General features: G+C 58.7%; 17 protein-coding genes. 9 read left to right on the top strand and 8 right to left on the bottom strand.

Going from position 1 to position 19,360, the window contains the following annotated elements:
• Positions 1 to 131 precede the first annotated feature (131 nt).
• The gene (locus HQL63_12580) at positions 132 to 1,184 is read right to left on the bottom strand and encodes a ChaN family lipoprotein (protein MBF0177665.1); all 1,053 of its coding nucleotides are present in this window, start codon (positions 1,182 to 1,184) and stop codon (positions 132 to 134) included.
• Positions 1,185 to 1,324: 140 nt separating this feature from the next.
• Positions 1,325 to 1,525 carry a hypothetical protein gene (locus HQL63_12575; GenBank protein ID MBF0177664.1) on the bottom strand — a complete coding sequence of 67 codons (201 nt, stop codon included), beginning with the start codon at positions 1,523 to 1,525 and terminating at the stop codon, positions 1,325 to 1,327.
• A 339-nt stretch (positions 1,526 to 1,864) separates the two neighbouring features.
• Between HQL63_12575 and HQL63_12570 the strand changes: the two genes are divergently transcribed.
• The 9 genes from HQL63_12570 (at position 1,865) to glmS (ending at position 13,284) form a co-directional block, all read left to right on the top strand.
• On the top strand, positions 1,865 to 2,065 hold the full coding sequence (locus tag HQL63_12570) for an integrase (GenBank protein ID MBF0177663.1): 201 nt from the start codon (positions 1,865 to 1,867) through the stop codon (positions 2,063 to 2,065).
• A gap of 175 nt (positions 2,066 to 2,240) precedes the next feature.
• Entirely contained in the window at positions 2,241 to 4,664 is a 2,424-nt protein-coding gene (locus tag HQL63_12565; protein ID MBF0177662.1) for a CZB domain-containing protein, read from the top strand.
• A gap of 311 nt (positions 4,665 to 4,975) precedes the next feature.
• Positions 4,976 to 5,515 carry an ATP synthase F1 subunit delta gene (atpH, locus tag HQL63_12560; protein ID MBF0177661.1) on the top strand — a complete coding sequence of 180 codons (540 nt, stop codon included), beginning with the start codon at positions 4,976 to 4,978 and terminating at the stop codon, positions 5,513 to 5,515.
• A gap of 3 nt (positions 5,516 to 5,518) precedes the next feature.
• Complete coding sequence (locus tag HQL63_12555; protein MBF0177660.1) at positions 5,519 to 7,075, top strand: F0F1 ATP synthase subunit alpha; 1,557 nt, start codon at positions 5,519 to 5,521, stop codon at positions 7,073 to 7,075.
• 51 nt (positions 7,076 to 7,126) lie between these two features.
• Positions 7,127 to 8,038: a F0F1 ATP synthase subunit gamma gene (locus tag HQL63_12550; protein ID MBF0177659.1), complete on the top strand. Its 912-nt coding sequence runs from the start codon at positions 7,127 to 7,129 to the stop codon at positions 8,036 to 8,038.
• 89 nt (positions 8,039 to 8,127) lie between these two features.
• Positions 8,128 to 9,546, top strand: a complete 1,419-nt coding sequence (gene atpD / locus HQL63_12545) for a F0F1 ATP synthase subunit beta (protein MBF0177658.1) — start codon at positions 8,128 to 8,130, stop codon at positions 9,544 to 9,546.
• A gap of 23 nt (positions 9,547 to 9,569) precedes the next feature.
• Positions 9,570 to 9,980, top strand: coding sequence for an ATP synthase F1 subunit epsilon (gene atpC / locus HQL63_12540; GenBank protein MBF0177657.1), 411 nt, complete (start codon positions 9,570 to 9,572; stop codon positions 9,978 to 9,980).
• A gap of 22 nt (positions 9,981 to 10,002) precedes the next feature.
• Positions 10,003 to 11,412 carry a bifunctional UDP-N-acetylglucosamine diphosphorylase/glucosamine-1-phosphate N-acetyltransferase GlmU gene (gene glmU, locus HQL63_12535; protein ID MBF0177656.1) on the top strand — a complete coding sequence of 470 codons (1,410 nt, stop codon included), beginning with the start codon at positions 10,003 to 10,005 and terminating at the stop codon, positions 11,410 to 11,412.
• Between the two features lie 45 nt (positions 11,413 to 11,457).
• Positions 11,458 to 13,284 carry a glutamine--fructose-6-phosphate transaminase (isomerizing) gene (glmS, locus tag HQL63_12530; GenBank protein ID MBF0177655.1) on the top strand — a complete coding sequence of 609 codons (1,827 nt, stop codon included), beginning with the start codon at positions 11,458 to 11,460 and terminating at the stop codon, positions 13,282 to 13,284.
• A gap of 32 nt (positions 13,285 to 13,316) precedes the next feature.
• Here glmS and HQL63_12525 read toward each other — a convergent pair whose 3' ends face one another.
• From HQL63_12525 to HQL63_12500, 6 genes are all read right to left on the bottom strand, one after another.
• Positions 13,317 to 15,485, bottom strand: coding sequence for a bifunctional (p)ppGpp synthetase/guanosine-3',5'-bis(diphosphate) 3'-pyrophosphohydrolase (locus HQL63_12525; protein MBF0177654.1), 2,169 nt, complete (start codon positions 15,483 to 15,485; stop codon positions 13,317 to 13,319).
• A gap of 83 nt (positions 15,486 to 15,568) precedes the next feature.
• Positions 15,569 to 15,928, bottom strand: coding sequence for a DNA-directed RNA polymerase subunit omega (locus HQL63_12520; protein MBF0177653.1), 360 nt, complete (start codon positions 15,926 to 15,928; stop codon positions 15,569 to 15,571).
• A gap of 179 nt (positions 15,929 to 16,107) precedes the next feature.
• Positions 16,108 to 16,755, bottom strand: a complete 648-nt coding sequence (gmk, locus tag HQL63_12515) for a guanylate kinase (protein ID MBF0177652.1) — start codon at positions 16,753 to 16,755, stop codon at positions 16,108 to 16,110.
• Between the two features lie 19 nt (positions 16,756 to 16,774).
• Positions 16,775 to 17,653, bottom strand: a complete 879-nt coding sequence (locus HQL63_12510; GenBank protein MBF0177651.1) for a YicC family protein — start codon at positions 17,651 to 17,653, stop codon at positions 16,775 to 16,777.
• A 168-nt stretch (positions 17,654 to 17,821) separates the two neighbouring features.
• Positions 17,822 to 18,079 (bottom strand): YfhL family 4Fe-4S dicluster ferredoxin, encoded by a 258-nt coding sequence (locus HQL63_12505; protein MBF0177650.1) that lies wholly within the window; start codon positions 18,077 to 18,079, stop codon positions 17,822 to 17,824.
• Between the two features lie 136 nt (positions 18,080 to 18,215).
• On the bottom strand, positions 18,216 to 19,262 hold the full coding sequence (locus HQL63_12500) for an N-acetyl-gamma-glutamyl-phosphate reductase (GenBank protein MBF0177649.1): 1,047 nt from the start codon (positions 19,260 to 19,262) through the stop codon (positions 18,216 to 18,218).
• Positions 19,263 to 19,360 lie beyond the last annotated feature (98 nt).

Here is a 19,360-nt window from a genome sequence, read left to right as displayed (position 1 = left end):
CCGGACCCCGCAAGGGCTCTGCCCTTGACCCGCAAGGGCTCTGCCCTTGACCCGCAAGGGCTCTGCCCTTGACCCGCAAGGGAGCCAGCCCCCTGGACCCCGATTCGTTATCTTTGTTGCCAGCCGCTCCATCACGAGGAAGAGTCCGCTCCAGACCGGGGAGAGTGCATCCGCCGAAACGCAGCACAAGGATCCTCGTCCGGCGTATCTGCGGCAGGAGCAGGCGGCGTCAACCAAAGATAGGCATGCTCCGGCAGAAACCGCGTCTTGCCAACAACAACCGGCTGCCGATACCGGGCCAGATCAGCCTCGGAGGGAGAAACAGACACCTCCTTGAACCCCAGATTGAATTGACGCAGGCCCGGATTGAGATGGGCAACCCGATCCATGACCCCCATGCCATGCGCCACATGGCCAGCCCCCAGGATCATGACCACGGGCTCAGTAACCGGAAGCTCCTTGAGCAATAGAGTGATGGATGTGGCCATGGTGTCGTTGCGGGCCACCCAGGTCGCATAAAGACGATCCAACAGCGCAGGCGGAGCAACCCCGCAATGGGCGTCCGAGAGTTGTTTCAGCATGAGTTGCCGATAATCTTCATGTACAAAACCTGTGGAAGGGATCAAATGCCTCTCCACAGGGGACAAACCTTCCAGACCAACCCGGGTGAGACGAAAGCGCAAACCCCGAGGAAGATCAGCCCCAAAGATGGACAATTTTTGCTGTCGGGCCCATACCAACATGGGGTAGTAGAACGCCCACTCCGAACGATCTTTCCACCCCAGTCTCTCCCGCAACACCTCGCCATCCCGATCCAGGGAGTTCTCGGCGCCGGAACGACCCATGGGAGATGGAACCCCAACGGAAAAATCCTGCAACCAACTGGTCTGTGCGCGAGTAAAAAACTCAAAACCAAGGGCCGGGCGTCTGCCCGCCTTGACCAAATCCTGAATGATGTGCATCTGGAGGCGATGATGTTCCGGATTGTCGTGTTTTTCGCCAAGATAGATGACCCGGGCACTCCGCATCTGATCCACCAGATCCTGTCTGGTCACGCTCTTTCCGTCGTCAACCGAGAGAATCGGCAGCTCGGAAATGGGCTCAGCGAGGGGAAACATGGCGCACCCTTCCACAAGCAACAGAACGAAAACCAACGCCGCCCGGATAGCAAATTCTGCAATCATCCCCCCTCCTCCCCACCCTGGAAAACAGGGCGCCCGTCCCCACCAGGAGGGAGGGCATGGCCCTCCCTCGCTGGACCCCCTTCCCAATCTTCAAATGCCTCGTTGGCAAGGAGGGTAAAATTTTCCTTTACCGGGATACCCTACCCAACAATGTTCAAATTCTGTCCCACATACGGGGGATTGCCACCCGAAGTCTGGCCCTCGGCGCCATCCTGTGATTTCGTCTCACGTGCCTTTTCAGCCCCCCCTTCGTTCTGCTCTTCCGCAACCTTGGGCTGGCGGGTCACGGAAACCTGGCGAACACCCTGCGCAGCCGATGCACCATCAGTCGATACGTTCATGAACTCTCCTTGCCGATAAAAGAGATATCTTGCCGCCCCCTATGGGCCGCCCGTCTCTCTGGTTTATCGGACCACAAGGGAAAAACCATGAAGATAAAATCCCAACTGAACACATCCACGTGATTATCCCAGCCTGGAGGGTCGAAACCGCATTCACGTTGCCACATGCCTGGGAGTAGTGATAGAAATAAGGTAACTATTCACCACCCTTTCAGGAAAAGCCTGGATATGAAAACATTTGTCATGGCTTCGCCCCGAACCCCACCAGGGCGCTGCCCTGGACAAAGCCAGGGAGCCAGCTCCCTGGACCCCTGGCAAGTCCAGGACGGAGACTCAGACATGACCACGATGATTTTAGAAGTTTACGATGCGTTGATATCAGCAGGAGCGGATGATACCAAAGCCCGTAGCGCTGCCGAAGCTGTTGCCAAACATGATACCGATATCGCCGACATCAAGGCGCGACTGGTGGTCATTCAATGGGCGGTTGGTTATTTGGTTGCGGCAATCACGGCCTTGGTGATCAAGGCTTTTTCATAGCCTTTTTTGCACCACTGAACACATCCACGTGATTATCCCAGCCTGGAGGGTCGAAACCATTCACGTTGCCACATACCTGGGAGTAGTGATAGAATTAGAGGAGTGATCCCGGTAGGCAACCTGCCGATCCGACAATTCGTCCCGGCAAAGTCATTTTGGAAAAGCCTCGCAACCCATGAAGTCGAGTCGAAGCGGTTCTGCATTCGGGAACGGTCTCCTTGTTCCATCGGTGTTGCGTTGGATCAAACCCGCTCAAGGGTCGGTAGGACGAACGGTCCTGCTCCTTGGTGGGGCCGTCGGCGCCCTGACCCTCCTGATCATGGGGGGCATCCAGGTCGGGCACCTGGAACGAAGCCTGGTCAACCAGAATGAGGAGATGGTCAGCAAGCTGGTGGAGGTTGCAAGCCAGGGACTGCAAACCATCATGATCGCCGGATCGGCCCCCATCGCCAAGGATTACCTGCAAAATCTCCGCAAGGTTGAAGGGTTCGACGTTTTCCGGATTTTCCGCGTAGATGGCTCGGAGGCCTTCCTTCCCCCGGAAAAGGGGCAACGGGTCGGCTCCGATTTGGAAAAGAGATTCAGGCAGGTCGTTCAAGAACGACAATCATCGTTTTTCATTCGGACCGCCCGGTCTGGTGGACGGGAGCTTGCCTTTTTTGTGCCATTGCTCAACCAGGATCGCTGTCATGTATGCCATGGAAGCGATCATGCCGTTCGTGGCATCTTTCACCTGACCCTCTCTCTGAACACCATCGACGAAAAAGTCCGGAATGCCTACCTCATCTACGCTGCCTTGCTGCTGGTCTCGGTTCCCCTTTTCGCTTTTCTGCTTCTGAGAGTTTTAAAATATTCATTCTCCGCACCCATGGCCAGGTTGCAGGCCTCCCTCACGCGAATTTCCCAGGGTGATCTGACTTCCCGCATTCCCTTGATCGGTCCACACCAGGATGAGATCGGTGTAGTCGCCCGGGAGGTCAACATTTTAGCCGACCACTTTTCCAAAACCATCCGGGAGGTGTTTCTCCAAAGTCACTCCATGGCCGCCTGCGTCAAGGATCTTGGCGGGGTAAAGGTCGGTCTGGAGGAGGACTCCCTGAGAACCCTGCGGCTGGCGGAAACCACCGCTCAAGATCATGAGGCGGTGGAGAGGCAGGTTACCACCATTCAGGGGGCGGTAAACGACATCACCGAGCAGGTGGGAACCATGTCGGCTGCTTCCGAACAACTGTCGGCCAATATTGCCGCCATCGCCACGGCGGCGGAGGAGGTCAGCAGCAACATCACCACGGTCGCCTCGGCTGCCGAGGAGATCACTGCCAACATTGCCGGAGTGAACACCAACCTGGAACAGGTCGACCATTCGGTGACCCAGGTGGCCAAAGCTGTTCAGGAGGTCACCACCTCCCTTGAGGGGGTCCGGAAACGATGCCAACTGGCCAGCGAGGAGTCTAGACAAGCCAATCAACAGGCGCAGGGAACCCGGGAAGTCACGAAAAAACTGGCCGATTCGGCAAGGGAAATCGGCAATATGGTGGAGATGATCGACAGCATAGCCGATCAGACCAACATGCTGGCCTTGAACGCCTCCATCGAGGCTGCCGGGGCCGGCGAGGCGGGAAAAGGCTTCGCCGTGGTGGCCAACGAGGTCAAGGATCTGGCCCGGCAGACCAGCGACGCCACGAAGATGATTTCGGAAAAAATCCGGGAGATCCAGGATAATACCCGGGAGGTCTCCGAAGCTAACGATGAGATCACCACCAGCATCGGACGCATCGACCAAACCACCGCCGACATCACTCTCTCCGTCGATGAACAAGCCGACAGCGTCAATGGAATCGCCCGCTCCATGAGCCATGTGGCTGAAGCCGCCGGCGAGGTGACCCGGAATGCCAAAGAGCTGAACATGGCCGCCCAGGATGTGGCCCGCTCGGCCCTGGAAGCGGCTGCCGGAACGGGTGATGTGGCTCGCTCCGCTGCCGAAGCTTCCCAGGCCGCAGGCCTTCTCGCCCACCACAACAGCGACATCCATGCCACAGCCCAAAGGGTCGCCCAATCCGCGTCCGAAACAGCCACTTCGACGATCAACGCCAACCAGAAGGTCAACGAAATTCTCAGGAATACCATCCTGGTCAACGGAGCCATCCACCACACGGCCCTGTTGATCGACTCCATCGCCATCCCCGGACACAAGCTGAAAGATTCGGTCAAGGATATCACCATCGGCGACGAGCCGTTTGATGTGCAGAAGATCAAATGGGCTCACCTCCAGTGGCTCGGCAAACTGGAAAACGTCATCAGAGGCCGGGCCCAATTGCGCCCGGAGCAGGTGGCCAGTGGCCATGAGTGCGATTTTGGCAAGTGGTACGACCACGATGGCACACAACGGTGGAGCCACCTGCCCATCTTCGGAAAGGTGGGAACGGTCCACCTGCGAGTCCACGAGGTGGCCCGGGAGACCGTCAGGCTGGTCAGCGAGGGCCATGCGGCCAAGGCGGAAGAGAACATGAACCAGTTCAACGGCATCAAGGATGAACTGTTCGACCTCCTGGATCAGTTGTACCGGGAGGCGGCGGAACAGAACGAAACACCCGTTTGATTCACCCCCGCAGCGCAACCGTTCCCCTCGGACCTCCATCCCGGTCTTTTGGTAACCATTTACCACCCGGCCACGAATCGGGGTCCAGGGGGCTGGCTCCCTGGCGGGTCCAGGGCAGAGCCCTGGCGGGGTTCGGGGCGAAGCCCTGACAAAGGCTTTCATGTCCAAGCTTTCCTTGGAAGGGTGGTGAATGGTTACGTCTTTTGAACGTTTTTACGGAAGGGGCGTTGAAACCGGTCGTCAAGTGTGTTAGTGAATCGTGATCCGGCCAAGATGGCTTGACCTTGAAGCGAAACATAAGGAAGCGAAACGTGCAATCAGGCACATTGGCAAAGCGATATGCGGCAGCCCTGGCTGAATTGGCCAAGGAGCAGGATTTGCTGGATACCGTCGGCGACGATCTGGCGGCCTTTCTGGAGGTGTACAGAACCACCCCAAGTTTGGCCGCGCTGCTGACCAGCCCCACCGCTGCCCTGAAAAATCAACAAGATGTATTAAAAACCTATCTGCAACAAGCCTCACCCTCCCCCTTGACCGGAAATTTTCTCGGTTTGCTGGTGAAGAAACGGCGCATGTCCCACCTTGAGGAGATCGTCGCCGCTTTTCGCCGGAATGTGGACGGGCAGAGGGGCCGCGTTGTCGTCAACGTCCAAACCCCCATGCCCCTCACCAAGGCCCATATCAAACGCCTGGAAACGGTCATGTCCGAGGTCACGGGCAGGCAGGCCACGGTCGAAGTGGAAGAGAAGCCGGAGCTTCTCGGGGGTCTGGTGGTCAGGATTGGCAGCGTGATGTGGGATTACTCCATCCGCAGCCGGTTGCATCGTCTCAAAGCTCACATGATGGGGTAAGTGATGCAAATCAGCGTTGCCGAAATCAGCAGTATCCTCAAAAAACAGATCGCCGGATTTGGCCAGGAGGCTGAAATCTCCGAGGTCGGACAGGTGCTCGCGGTCGGAGACGGTATCGCCCGAGTCTACGGCCTGGACAAGGTCATGGCCGGCGAACTGGTCGCCTTTGAGGACGGAACCCAGGGGATGGCCCTCAACCTCGAAGAAGACAACGTCGGCGTGGTGATCTTCGGAGACGATACCCACATCCACGAAGGCACAGTGGTCAAGCGCACCCAACGCATCGTGGACGTGCCCGTCGGCAAGCCGCTTCTGGGTCGGGTGGTGGATGCCCTGGGAGCCCCCATCGACGGCAAAGGCCCCATCGAAACGACAGAACGGCGCCTGGTGGAGGCCATCGCCCCCGGTATCCTGCCACGCAAATCGGTACATGAACCCCTCTATACCGGCCTCAAGGCCCTGGATGCCCTGGTGCCGATCGGTCGCGGACAACGGGAATTGATTATCGGCGACCGGCAAACCGGCAAGACAGCCGTGGCCGTCGATACGATCATCAACCAGAAACGAACCCATCAAACCAGCAAGCCTGTCTACTGCATTTACGTCGCCATCGGCCAGAAGCGTTCGACCGTAGCCCAGGTGGTCAAAACCCTGGAGACCTACGGCGCCATGGAGTACACCACCGTCGTCGCCGCCACCGCCTCTGACCCGGCCCCCATGCAGTTTCTGGCCCCCTACGGCGGCTGCGCCATGGGTGAATATTTCCGCGACAACGGCATGCACGCCCTGATCGTCTACGATGACCTCTCCAAGCAGGCCGTGGCCTACCGGCAAATGTCCCTGATCCTGCGTCGCCCCCCCGGACGCGAGGCCTACCCGGGCGATGTCTTCTATCTCCATTCGCGCCTGCTGGAACGGGCCGCCAAACTCAACGATGCCAACGGCGGCGGCTCGCTGACCGCCCTCCCGGTCATCGAGACCCAAGGCGGCGACGTGTCGGCCTACATCCCGACCAATGTGATCTCCATCACCGATGGACAAATCTTTCTGGAAGCCGATCTCTTCTACTCCGGCATGCGTCCCGCCATCTCCGTGGGTCTGTCGGTCTCCCGGGTGGGCGGTTCGGCCCAGGTGAAGGCCACCAAACAGGTGGCAGGATCTCTCCGCCTCGACCTGGCCCAGTTCCGCGAAATGGCCGCCTTTGCCCAGTTCGGCTCCGACCTGGACGCCTCTACCCGAAAATTGATCCACCGGGGCGAGCGCCTCATGGAGCTGCTCAAACAGCCCCAGTACCAACCCCTCTCCATGGAAGAGCAGGCCGTCGTCCTGTTTGCCGGCACCAGGGGCCTGCTGGATGATGTCATCGTGCGCAAGGTCAGTCAGGTGGAGCAGGGTATCCTGGAGCATTTTCGCACCTCCCACCAAGAGGTTCTGGAGACCATCCGCAAAGAGGAGAAGATCACCGAGAAGACCGAGCAGACCCTGACGACCGTCCTGACGGCCTTCGTCGCCCGGTTCATCGAGCACGATGCCGCCGATGTGCCTTCCACCGCCGAGTAACTGGAAGTGGTCAAAAACCTCATGCATACCTCGTAAAGGGAAGCGCGGATCATGGCCAATCTGAAAATCCTGCGGAACCGCATTCGCTCCGTCAAAAGCACCCGGCAGATCACCAAAGCCATGAAGATGGTGGCGGCTGCCAAGTTGCGCCGCTCGCAGGAGCGGACCCTGGCCACCCGACCCTACAGCGAACGGATGCAGCGGATCCTCCACTCCCTTGCGGCTTCCGTGAGCACCCAGGACGGCGCTCCCCCCCTGTTGGCCGGGCGAGGCGAGGCCGGACGCAAAGTGGAACTGGTGGTGTTCACCTCGGACCGTGGCTTGTGCGGCAGCTTCAACAGCACCGTCGTCCGGGCCGTGCGCAGCCGCATCGTCAAATTGCAACAAGAAGGCTTTCAGGTCTCCCTGACCTGTGTCGGTCGCAAAGGTCACGATGTCCTGAAACGTCAGTATGGATCCCTCGTCCGCAAAACCCACTTTGGCATGGGCCGGCGACTGACCTTCCAGGTCGCCGAGCAGGAAGTGGCCATGGATTTAATGCGCTCTTTCAATCATAAAGAGTTTGACGTTTGCTATATGGTGTTCAACACCTTCAGGTCGGCCATGTCCCAGGAACTGACTTGGCGCCAAATCATCCCGGTACCCCAACCCGAGGCGCCCCCGGTCCAGGCGGCAACCAAAAAAGGGGAACAGCAGGAGCAAGGCAGTTTTCTCTACGAGCCATCCGAAGAGGAGCTCCTGGAACTCCTCCTGCCCCGCAACATCGCCGTGCAGGTGTTCCAGGCCCTGGTCGAATCCGATGCCTCGGAGCATGGCTCACGCATGACCGCCATGGATAACGCCGTGCGCAACGCAGGCGACATGATCCGCAAATTGACCATCAAATTCAATCGCACCCGCCAGGCCGCCATCACCACCGAGCTGATGGAGATCATCGGTGGCGCCGAAAGCCTGAAAGGCTGACGTTGTCCAGAATGTCGCCGAGTGCTGAATAGTTACGAAATTTTCGTGTTTTTGCAAAACGACAGAGCGCTATCGACGGAGTCTTCGTGATGAGCAAAAAGGCAGGATGGGTGGTTTCTGTGGTCGGCCCGGTGGTCGACGTTCGGTTCGATGGAGAGTTGCCCGCAATTCTCAATGCCCTCCATCTGAAGCGCCCGGACGGTGAGCGGGTCGTTCTGGAGGTGGCCCAACACCTCGGTGAGGGAACAGTCCGCACCATCGCCATGCACAGCTCCGACGGTCTGGTCCGCGGCCAGGAGGCCATCGATACCGGCGCCCCCATCCGCATCCCGGTGGGCAACCCCACCCTGGGGCGCATCCTCAACGTTGTCGGCGACCCCCAGGATGGCCTCGGCCCAGTAGAGACGCAAGAGTTTCTCCCCATCCACCGCCCGGCCCCCGCCTTCGTGGACCAATCCACGGAAGCCGAAATTCTCGAAACCGGCATCAAGGTCATCGACCTTCTGGCGCCCTACGCCAAAGGTGGCAAAATCGGCCTCTTCGGCGGCGCCGGCGTCGGCAAGACAGTCCTCATCATGGAACTCATCAACAACGTGGCCCAGGGACATGGCGGCTTCTCGGTCTTCGCCGGCGTCGGCGAGCGCACCCGCGAAGGCAACGACCTCTACCATGAAATGATCGAATCCAAGGTCATCGATCCCGGCAACTGGAAAAATTCCAAAGCTGCCCTGATCTACGGCCAGATGAATGAACCCCCGGGCGCCCGGGCACGGGTCGGCCTCACCGGCCTCACCGTCGCGGAATATTTCCGCGACATGGCTGGCCAGGACGTGCTCCTCTTCATCGACAATATTTTCCGTTTCACCCAGGCCGGATCCGAAGTGTCGGCCCTGCTGGGGCGCATCCCGTCAGCCGTGGGTTACCAACCCACCCTCTCCACCGACATGGGCGCCCTCCAGGAACGCATCACCACCACCAAAAACGGCTCCATCACTTCGGTCCAGGCCATCTACGTCCCGGCAGACGACCTGACTGACCCGGCCCCGGCCACCGCCTTCTCCCACCTGGATGCCACAACAGTGCTCTCCCGGCAGATCGCGGAGATCGGTATCTATCCCGCCGTGGATCCCCTCGACTCCACCTCCCGCATCCTGGATCCCCGCGTGGTGGGCGAAGAGCACTACCGCGTGGCCCGTGAGGTGCAGAGAACCCTGCAAACCTATAAATCCCTCCAGGATATCATCGCCATCCTGGGCATGGATGAACTCTCGGAAGATGACAAACTCGTCGTCAACCGCGCCCGCAAAATCCAGCGCTTCCTCTCCCAACCCTTCCACGTCGCCGAAGCCTTCACCGGTCAAAAGGGCGTTCTGGTCTCCCTGAAGGAGACCATCCAGGGGTTCAAGGATATCGTGGAAGGCAAATACGACGACCTGCCCGAGGCCGCCTTCTACATGGTCGGCACCATGGATGAAGTCAAGGAGAAGGCCCGGCGCCTGGCCCAATAACCTCGTGTGCATGAAGGACGAGCATGGAGACCTTGCAGTTGGAAGTGGTCACACCGGAGAGGCTTCTTCTCGCCACCGAAGCCAAAATGGTCACCATCCCGGGGCAGGACGGGCTTTTCGGCGTCATGCCGGGACACACCCCTTTCCTCTCTGGAGTCAAGGCAGGCCTCCTGGTCATTGGCGATATCGAACGGGGAGAGCGGTATGTCGTCTCTCGGGGATTTGCTCAGGTCCATCGCAACCAGGTCACCGTCCTGGTGGACCAGGCTGTGGCAGAAAAAGATCTCAGTGCCAAAACAGCCACGCGGGATCTTGAACAGGCCCGGCAGGCGTTGAGCGGACTCGCCCCGGAAGACCCGGCGCATGCGGCTTGCCTGGAACAGGTCGCTTTCGCCGAAGCTTGCCTCGCCCTGACCGGTTCAGGCAAACGTTGAGCAGTGAATTCGGGACACGCTTATGCATGATTGCGCCATCCTGATTCTGGCTGCCGGTCGTGGCACCCGGATGCGATCTTCCGTGCCCAAGGTGCTGCACCATCTGGCCTTCCGCCCTCTCCTGGCCCATGTCCTGGTGTCGGCGCGCGCCCTGCGACCGTCACGAATCGTGGTAGTGGTTGGGCATGGCGCCGATCAGGTCAAATCCCTCCTTGCCGCCCCCGATATTGTTTGGGTCGATCAGGAGAAACAACTGGGCACCGGACATGCCGTTCTGACCGCTCTTCCCGCCCTCCCCTCCCTGTCCGATTCACGCCAGCGTGATCTCCTGATCCTGAGTGGCGATACACCCCTCCTGGACAGCGCCACCCTGACCGCCCTGCTGGAGAACCACCGCCAGCATGGACGCGCCCTGACACTGGCGACCACCACGTTGACGCCACCCGACGGTTACGGACGCATCGTGCGCGGCGCCGATTGCCAATTGCTGCGCGTCGTGGAAGAAAGAGATGCCGATCCACAAACCCGGGCCATCACCGAAGTCAACTCCGGCACCTACTGTGTCTCCATGGATCGCCTGGAAAACTGGTTGCGGCAAATCACCCCACAAAACGCCCAGGGTGAGTACTATCTGACCGATATCATCGCCATGGCCGTCCGGGATGCGGCCAACGGCGGCAAGCCGGTCGGCGCCTTTCATCATCGGGACAACATGGTTCTGGCCGGCATCAACAGCCGGCGACAGCTGGCCGACATGGAAGCTGCGTTCCGGGATCGGCTGGTGGCCCGCTGGATGGAAGCGGGCGTCACCTTCATGGATCCAGCCAGTTGCTGGTTGGCAGCGGATGTGAGCATCGGCGAAGATACCGTCATCCTTCCCGGCGTGATCCTCGAATCTGGTGTGACCATTGGCCGAGGATGCCGGATCGGCCCCCATTGCCAAATCACCGCCAGCCGTATCGGTGATGGGTGCGAGGTGTTGGCCTTCTGCCACCTGGAAAGAGCTGAACTGGAAGGGCCCAACATCATCGGACCCTATGCCCGGTTGCGCCCGGGAGCCATCCTGAAACCCAAAGCCCGGGTTGGCAACTTTGTCGAAATCAAAAAATCCGTTGTCGGCGTGGGCTCCAAGGTAAGCCATCTGACCTATATCGGCGACGCGCAGATCGGACAGAATGTCAACGTGGGCGCCGGAACCATCACCTGTAATTATGACGGCGTCCACAAGCATGCCACCATCATCGAAGACGGTGTCTTTATCGGTTCCAACACCGAGTTGGTGGCGCCGGTACGCATCGGCGCCGGAGCTACCGTCGGGGCCGGTTCCACGGTGACAAAAGATGTACCACCCGGGGCGCTGGCGCTGTCGCGTTCGCCGCAGCGTGTGGTGCCGGAGTGGCAGACACGAAAAAAACCAAAAGAAAAAAAGTAGTCGCTATTCAGCGCCCCTTCAAGAAGAGCCAGCAACGGTCATCACATGTGCGGTATCATCGGCGTCATTGGCGAACGGAACGTCACCCCACTCCTCATGGAAGGCCTCAAACGCCTGGAGTACCGCGGCTATGACTCCGCCGGGGTCGCCGTGGTCTACAAGGAGGCCATCGATGTCCGCCGCGCCGTTGGCAAATTATCCAATCTCGGCCAGCAACTCGCTGCAAACCCGCTCATCGGTTTTATCGGCATCGGCCATACCCGTTGGGCCACCCACGGACCACCCACCGAACTCAATGCCCACCCCCACCGCTCTTCCAGGGTGGTGGTGGTCCACAACGGCATCATCGAAAACTATCTGGAGCTACGCCAGGAGTTGACCCTGCAAGGGATCAGGCTGCTCTCCGACACCGACACGGAGATCGTACCCCATCTCATCCAACAGCAACTGGATCAAGGTGTGGATCCGATTACCGCCGTGCGTCAGGTCTGCAAACGCCTGCTGGGCGCCTTCGCCCTGGGAATCCTGTTTTTGGACCACCCTGACATGCTGGTGGCCACCCGGCGCAGCAGCCCATTGATTCTCGGCCTGGGACAGGGGGAAAATTTTATCGCCTCCGATGCCACCCCCCTCGTACCTTATACCCGAAGCATGATCTACCTGAATGACAACGACGTTGCCATTCTGCAACGGGAGCGGGTGCGCATCATCGATCTGGATGGAGAACCGGTCGAGAGGGCAGTCAAGCAGTCACTGGTCAGCGCCGAGATCACGGAAAAATGGCCTTATCGACACTTCATGCAAAAGGAGATATTTGAACAACCCACAGCCATAGCGCAAACGCTGAAAGAGTTCCTGAACCCCCTGGAACTGCGCATCGCCGACTTTCCAGCTTATCCAGACCTGACCAAGGTTCGATTCGTCAACGTGGTTGCGTGTGGTACCTCCTATCATGCCGGCTTGGTGGCCAAATATTGGATCGAAGGGTTGGCAGGCATTCCGGTCGGTGTGGACGTGGCCTCGGAGTTTCGCTATCGACAACCTCCCCTTGCCGAGATGGGCCTGACGGTGGTGATCTCCCAAAGCGGCGAGACGGCTGATACCCTGGCCTGCCTGCGTCATGTCAAGGCGGCGGGCCAACCGGTTTTGGCCATCGTCAATGTACCGGAGTCCTCCATTGCCCGGGAAGCGGACGCCGTCCTTTATACCCGTGCCGGTCCGGAAATCGGGGTAGCCTCAACCAAGGCCTTCACCACGCAACTGGCGGTGTTGGCCTGCCTTTCCATCGCCCTGGGTCGGGCAGCCGGGCGCCTTCCCCCGGCGCGGGAGAGTCAGCTTGTCGAACAATTGCAAAGGCTTCCCTCCCTCATGGACCAGGTTCTCGCCCACGACGAGGCCATCCTGAACATTGCCCGGGGGTTGATGCATGCCACGGGATTTCTCTTTCTTGGGCGGGGAACCTGCTACCCCATCGCTTTGGAGGGGGCATTGAAGCTCAAGGAGATCTCCTACATCCATGCCGAGGGGTACGCCGCCGGGGAGATGAAACACGGCCCCATTGCGCTGATCGATGAAGAGTTGCCCGTCGTGGTGGTCGCCCCCCGGGACCATCTGTTTGAAAAGGTGGTGAGCAATCTGGAAGAGGTCAAGGCGCGCGGCGGACGGGTCGTGTTGATCTCCAGCCATGGCGCCATGCCCCATCATGCTCCAACGATTGCTCATTACAGTGTATTGCTCGACGCAAGCGGGGATTTTATCGCCCCACTGCTCTACGTCATTCCCCTTCAGCTCCTGGCCTACCACATTGCCGTTCTCAAAGGTACCGATGTGGACCAGCCGAGAAATTTGGCCAAGAGCGTAACCGTGGAGTGACGCCGTCACACCCAACCTACCCCTTGCCCAACCTACCCCTTGATCCTCTCGACATGAATGACCCCCGGCAGGGCAGCGATGCCCTTGCGAACCTGGTTCAGATGGTCTCCATCGCGCACTTCCACTTCCAGGAGCAACTCACAGGGTTCCCGATTCCGATCCCGAAAACGGGCTTCCAGAACATTGGCTTTGGCCTCAGCCACCACTTCGGCGGTGAGAGCGAGAACTTTTCTGGCGGAGGCGGCCATGACCCGCAAACGAGCCAGGTACTGAGTACCCCGCGCCGCTGGCCAGGTCAAATTTTCAATCCATCGTTCGGGCTCCCCGGCGAAGGTTTGCAGGGTCGGGCAGTCGTGGGTATGGATGGTGATTCCCCGGCCTGTGGTGACGATGCCGATGATGGCGTCGCCCGGAACGGGTCCACAACAACGGGCAGCATGAACGGCCATGTCCGTCAACAAACCCGACAAAACCAACCCTTTGTCCGCATGCCCTTTCCGCTCGGAGCCCGCACCCTTTTGTGTGCCCGCAACCCGTGAGCCACGTCCCGCCTCATCGGGAAACATGCGGTGCAAAACGGCCACTGCGGAGAGACGCGCCACCCCGATTTGAAACAACAACTCCTCGACGTTGGGCAATCCAAGCGCATCCACACCCCGCTGCAATCCCTTGTCGGTCAAGGCCAATCCATGCCCCACCTTCCGGACCTCGCGTTCAAGCATGTCCCGGCCCATGGTCACCAGTTGGTCGCGTTCCCGCTCCTTGATCCAGCGGCTGATACAATACTTTGCCTTGCCACTGACAACGAATTGCAGCCAGTTGCGGTTGGGATGGGGATGTTTTCCAGTCAAAATCTCAACCGTATCCCCGGTATGCAGAGGCGTGCGCAACGGCATGATCCGTCCGTTGATTTTGCACCCCTGGCACTGGTCTCCCACCTCGCTGTGTACGGCATAGGCAAAATCCACCGGGGTTGCATTGCGTGGCAAGGTGATGATCTTTCCCTGGGGTGTAAATAAATAGATCTCGTCCGGAAAGAGGTCGATCTTGACATTTTCCAGGAACTGTTCCGGATCATCGGCGTTTTGATGAACCTTCAGCAGTTTTTGCAGCCAGGCATAACCGGTAGCCCCCACCCCTTTGCCAACTCCCAAGCCACCACTCTTGTAGTACCAGTGCGCCGCCACCCCCCCTTCAGCCATCTGGTGCATCTCTTCGGTACGGATCTGGATTTCAATCCGATTGCCGAACGGACCGATACACGCCGTGTGCAGGGATTGATAGCCATTGCTTTTGGGCAAAGCGATATAATCCTTGAACCGTCCGGGAATGGGAACCAGTTCGCCATGAATCATGCCCAAGGCACGATAACAATCCACCTTGTTTTCCACCACGATGCGATAGGCAATCAGATCGTGCAGATCGTCCAGAGTGCTCCCTTTGCGTTGCAACTTGCACCAGACCGAATAGGGATGCTTCTCCCGACCGGAAACCCAACCTTTGATGTCATACTCCTCCAGGCGGTTTTCAATGATGGAAACCACCTTGCGAACGACATCCTCTCCCCCCTTGCGGCGTTTTTTCAGCCGATCCAGCAGATCGAGATAGGTATCCGGCTCGCGCAACCAGAAAGCCAAATCTTCAAGCTGGTTTTTGAGCCAATAAACTCCCAGGCGATGGGCGATCGGAGCATCGATTCCCAACACTTCGGCTGCCGTGCGCACCACCAGAGGAGAGTCCGGCGGCTCTTTGTTCGCGACCATGGCGCGAAGCTGCTGGAGACTCAACGCCAAATGAATCAGGACCACACGAATATCCCGCGCCAGGGCAAGAATCATCTTGCGATAATCCTCGGTCTGGGTGTCCAGTTGGCTGCGGCTCGACAACTGGCCAATCCGGGCAGTCCCCTCCACCAGAAACGCGACGGCCACCCCAAACTCTTTCCGCACCTGATCCAGGGTCACGGCAGACGAGATCACCCCCTTCACCAACATCCCGGCCACCACCGAGGCCATATCGAGACCCAGGTCGGTCAAAATTTCCGCCACGGCCAAGGGATGGTAGGGAGCAGGATCACTTGGCCTGTCACCCTTGCGTGCGGGGAGACCGGACAAGAAAACCCGCAGCCGATCCAAAACACCCACATCCGCTTCCGGATGGTAGTCTTGAATGCGCTCGATCAGTTCTGGCCACTGCAGCAAGGCACCGTCACTCCCCGGGCAGGACAACAGGACAGACCAGCCTCTCTCGCATCTGTTCAATACCCATCAAAACAAAGATCCCCCTACTCTTCGACAATCGGCTCCTCTTCGGCATCATTAGCTGCTGGCATATCGGCAAGGTTCTCTTCCTTCACCCCCGCCAGGCGGGTCTCCTCATCCATCAATGCCCGGGCATCCAGATCAATCTCGTCATCCTGGAGATCCTCTTCCACCTCCGACGGCAATTCCTGGTACAACGCCTGGATGTCGATGCTGTTCTCCCCGATCTCCCGCAAAGCGAGGACGGTATTCTTGTCATTGTCGAGAGGAACCGTACACTCTGCCCCTTTGGTCAATTGCCGTGCCCGTCGTGCCGCCAAAATCACCAATTCAAACCGGTTGGGCACATTTTGAATACAATCGTCGACCGTTACCCGCGCCATGAACATTCACTCCCTTCAACCCTGTCACCGACATTACCGCTACAAATCATCGTAACGATTCAGCACCATCACTAAAAAAAACTGGAATATGTGAGCCCTTGTCAGGGCTTCGCCCCGAACCTCACCAGGGCGATGTCTAAGGCCCTGCCAGGGAGCCAGCCCCCTGGACCCGATTTGTTTCATCGAGATTGGCTGACAAAAGTCGCCAAAATTTGCTCGATGCCCTGGGCCATCCGAGGCTTGCGCAAACGTTCGGCCCGCACAATGGCCACAAGATCCTCCTGGGCCCGTGGCAAGTCATCGTTGACGAGGAGATAGTCATACTCCTGCCAATGGGATATCTCCTCACCAGCCGCCCGCATGCGTTTTTCAATGACAGAGGGGTCATCCGACCCACGTCCGGACAGGCGGGAGGCCAACGAAGAGCGAGAAGGGGGCAAAATGGCAATGGTGACCACCTCCAATGGTACAACTCCCCGTTTAACCCGCTCGACCACCTGGCGGCGTCCCTGCCAATCGATGTCGAGAAGAAGGTCATTTCCTTCGGCCAGGGTCTTGGCCACAAAATCCTGTGCCGTTCCGTAAAAATTGCCAAATACTTCCGCCCATTCCAAAAACTCCCCCCGGTCACGGCGCTGTTCAAAGGAAGCGCGATCCACAAAAAAATAGTCCACACCCTCTTTTTCCCCGGCGCGGGGCTGTCGGGTTGTTGTGGAAACAGAAAACCGCACCCCCCCCAGGTGCGCCATGAGATGACGCAGCAACGTGGTCTTCCCGGCGCCAGATGGTGCAGAAACGATGATCATGAACGGCGGGTGATGACGCATATTCCCTCCAGAAACAGGCTTACTCCAGATTTTGGATCTGCTCCCGCAACTTTTCAATCGCCACTTTCATATCCACACCCAGGCGCGTCAACTGACCATCCTGGGACTTGGAACCAAGTGTATTGGCTTCACGATGCAGTTCCTGACACAAAAAATCCAGGCGCCTTCCCACCGGACCACCTTGTTCCAGGATGGCTTTCATTTCGCGGATATGAACTTTGAGGCGGTCCAACTCTTCGGCCACGTCCATGCGATGCAGATAGAACACGATCTCCTGGGAAAGCCGCACCGGGTCAGCGCCCGTTTCACCCAACTCTGCCAACCGTTGCCGCAAACGGCACTCCAGTTCTGAACGAACTGTTGGCAGCCGATTCTCCACCTGCTCTACCAACACCGCAAGGTCGGAGAGTTGCTTCTGCAACAATTCCGTCAGCAGCTCACCTTCACGCCGCCGTGTCGCCTCCAGCTCGCGTGCTGCTTTTTCCAGATGGAGGAGCAGAATTTCCAGCAGGGCCGGAGTAACCGGTTCGGACCATCCGGACCCCTGCGCCTGGCGCACCACGCCCGGCCAGGAGAGCAACTTTCCCAGTGACAGGCCTGCACCACGACCATCCAGCCGGGTGCGCAAACGGCCCTCCATGGATAACAACTCCTCCAAAAGGGCCTCATCCAAAACCATGGTCCCACCTGTACCGTTCCCCCGCCTGAGGGCCAGAGAACAATCGAGATGGCCCCGGGAAAAGAACGCCTGTAGGCGCTTACGCGCCATCCCCTCCAGATCTCCGAGTCCATCCGGCAGGCGAAAATGAATTTCCAGATAGCGATGGTTGACCGATTTCAGTTGCCAGACAATTTCCACATCCCCTTCCGAACTTTCGAGACGGGAAAATCCGGTCATGCTTTGTGGCATTCCTTCACCCTTCCATGCGTGCAGCAAACCCCTTAAAAACAGAAAAAGGGCGCCCAAAACCGCACGCCCCTCTCCCGTTTACGCTGTACAAACTTGCCAGTGGAACCCACCGCAGCCCTGGATGACCCACTTCCTGGCCAAGATCCAAAAGCGATATCAGCCGTGCAGAGCCTGAAACTTAGCCATCAACTCTTCCTTGGTCTCCTCGTGGTCAGGATCGACCACAATGCACTCGACCGGGCAGACTGCCACGCACTGTGGCTCATCAAAGGCCCCTTCGCACTCGGTGCAGAGATCGGGATGAATGTAATAAATATCCGAATCCACATCCGAGCCATCGGTAATGGCCTCATTCGGACACTCCGGCAAGCACACGTCACAGTTCGTACAATCTTCACTAATCATCATCGCCATTATCTTTTCCTCCAATACGGGATCAATCCCATGGGTCTTCCGCTTCCGCTTGTTAACAGACTTGCCGGCTCTTGGCAAGCCCATCCGTAGGCCGACCGCAATTTGGTGCTTTTGCTCCGACCCTCCTGCACCATAACTAAGGAAACAAAGCCACCTGGTCAAGCCCTTCTGTCTCAGGCCGCCCCATCATCAGGTTGAAATTCTGTATGGCCTGGCCAGCAGCTCCCTTGACAAGATTGTCGATGACAGAAAACACCATCAACCAGCCCGTGCGTTTATCCATCGTCACACCCAGGTGGCAATAGTTCGACCCCCGAACTTCGCTGGTCGCAGGAAGCTCTCCCTCAGGCAGAACACGCACAAAAGGCTCCTGTTCATAACGCCATGCCAGCAACTCCCGCACGGTCGCTGCCGTGCGTCCCTGCTGCGGACGCAGATAGAGGGTGGAAAGAATTCCCCGAGATTGGGGAAGAAGGTGGGGTGTGAAGCGAATCTGTACAGGCCGTCCAGCATAGCCCGTCAACTCCTGTTCCATTTCGGCAATGTGACGGTGCCCCGTCACCTTGTAGGGACGGAACCCATCCTGCAACTCGGCAAACAGGCTGCCTTGCTGGGCGGACCGCCCTGCCCCACTGACACCCGACTTGCTGTCGATGATGATGGTTCCCGGTTCGACGGCCTCCGCTTCGAGGAGCGGCCCCAACGCCAACAACACCGACGTGGGGTAGCACCCTGGATTGGCCACCAGCCGGGCCTTGCCGAGAGTGGCACGATGGCGCTCGGGAAGGCCATAAACCGCCTCGTACAACAGGTCGGCAGCCTTGTGTTCGACGCCATACCACTCCTGAAAGATGCGCGGATCGTGCAAACGAAAATCCGCCGACAAATCCACCACCCGGCACCCCTGCCCCAAAAGCTGGGGAACCACCTCCATGGAGGTCAGGTGGGGCATGGCGCAAAACGCGACTTCGCACTCGACGGCGGCCCGCGATGGAACCAATTTCTGACAGCGCAGATCACCGGCACCGCGCAGATGCGGAAAAGCATCGGTCAGGGGCTTGTCGGCATAACGTTCCGATGTGACCCAGGTGATCTGCACGGCAGGATGACGGGAGAGAATGCGCACCAACTCGCCTCCCGTATATCCGGTCGCACCCAAAATGCCGACGGAAATTTTTGCCATGACCGTATCCGTTCAAACCTGCCAAAAAAACGATTGAAAAACCGGGATGGAGGTCCAGGAGGATGGGCTGCGCCCTTCCTCCTGGTGGGGTTCGGGGC

The organism is Magnetococcales bacterium (assembly GCA_015231175.1).
Classification (GTDB): domain Bacteria; phylum Pseudomonadota; class Magnetococcia; order Magnetococcales; family DC0425bin3; genus HA3dbin3.
The sequence above is the reverse complement of the archived record's forward strand: the minus strand, read 5'-3'. Positions and strand labels throughout refer to the sequence as shown.

Excerpts from the sequence above, each read along its gene's own strand:
- atpD (MBF0177658.1), top strand. The coding sequence starts at position 8,128 with ATGAGCAAAAAGGCAGGATGGGTGGTTTCTGTGGTCGGCCCGGTGGTC.
- glmU (MBF0177656.1), top strand. The coding sequence starts at position 10,003 with ATGCATGATTGCGCCATCCTGATTCTGGCTGCCGGTCGTGGCACCCGG.
- HQL63_12520 (MBF0177653.1), bottom strand. The coding sequence starts at position 15,928 with ATGGCGCGGGTAACGGTCGACGATTGTATTCAAAATGTGCCCAACCGG.
- HQL63_12565 (MBF0177662.1), top strand. The coding sequence starts at position 2,241 with ATGAAGTCGAGTCGAAGCGGTTCTGCATTCGGGAACGGTCTCCTTGTT.
- glmS (MBF0177655.1), top strand. The coding sequence starts at position 11,458 with ATGTGCGGTATCATCGGCGTCATTGGCGAACGGAACGTCACCCCACTC.
- HQL63_12500 (MBF0177649.1), bottom strand. The coding sequence starts at position 19,262 with ATGGCAAAAATTTCCGTCGGCATTTTGGGTGCGACCGGATATACGGGA.
- atpC (MBF0177657.1), top strand. The coding sequence starts at position 9,570 with ATGGAGACCTTGCAGTTGGAAGTGGTCACACCGGAGAGGCTTCTTCTC.
- HQL63_12580 (MBF0177665.1), bottom strand. The coding sequence starts at position 1,184 with ATGATTGCAGAATTTGCTATCCGGGCGGCGTTGGTTTTCGTTCTGTTG.
- HQL63_12555 (MBF0177660.1), top strand. The coding sequence starts at position 5,519 with ATGCAAATCAGCGTTGCCGAAATCAGCAGTATCCTCAAAAAACAGATC.
- gmk (MBF0177652.1), bottom strand. The coding sequence starts at position 16,755 with ATGCGTCATCACCCGCCGTTCATGATCATCGTTTCTGCACCATCTGGC.
- HQL63_12575 (MBF0177664.1), bottom strand. The coding sequence starts at position 1,525 with ATGAACGTATCGACTGATGGTGCATCGGCTGCGCAGGGTGTTCGCCAG.
- HQL63_12510 (MBF0177651.1), bottom strand. The coding sequence starts at position 17,653 with ATGACCGGATTTTCCCGTCTCGAAAGTTCGGAAGGGGATGTGGAAATT.
- HQL63_12570 (MBF0177663.1), top strand. The coding sequence starts at position 1,865 with ATGACCACGATGATTTTAGAAGTTTACGATGCGTTGATATCAGCAGGA.
- HQL63_12505 (MBF0177650.1), bottom strand. The coding sequence starts at position 18,079 with ATGGCGATGATGATTAGTGAAGATTGTACGAACTGTGACGTGTGCTTG.
- HQL63_12550 (MBF0177659.1), top strand. The coding sequence starts at position 7,127 with ATGGCCAATCTGAAAATCCTGCGGAACCGCATTCGCTCCGTCAAAAGC.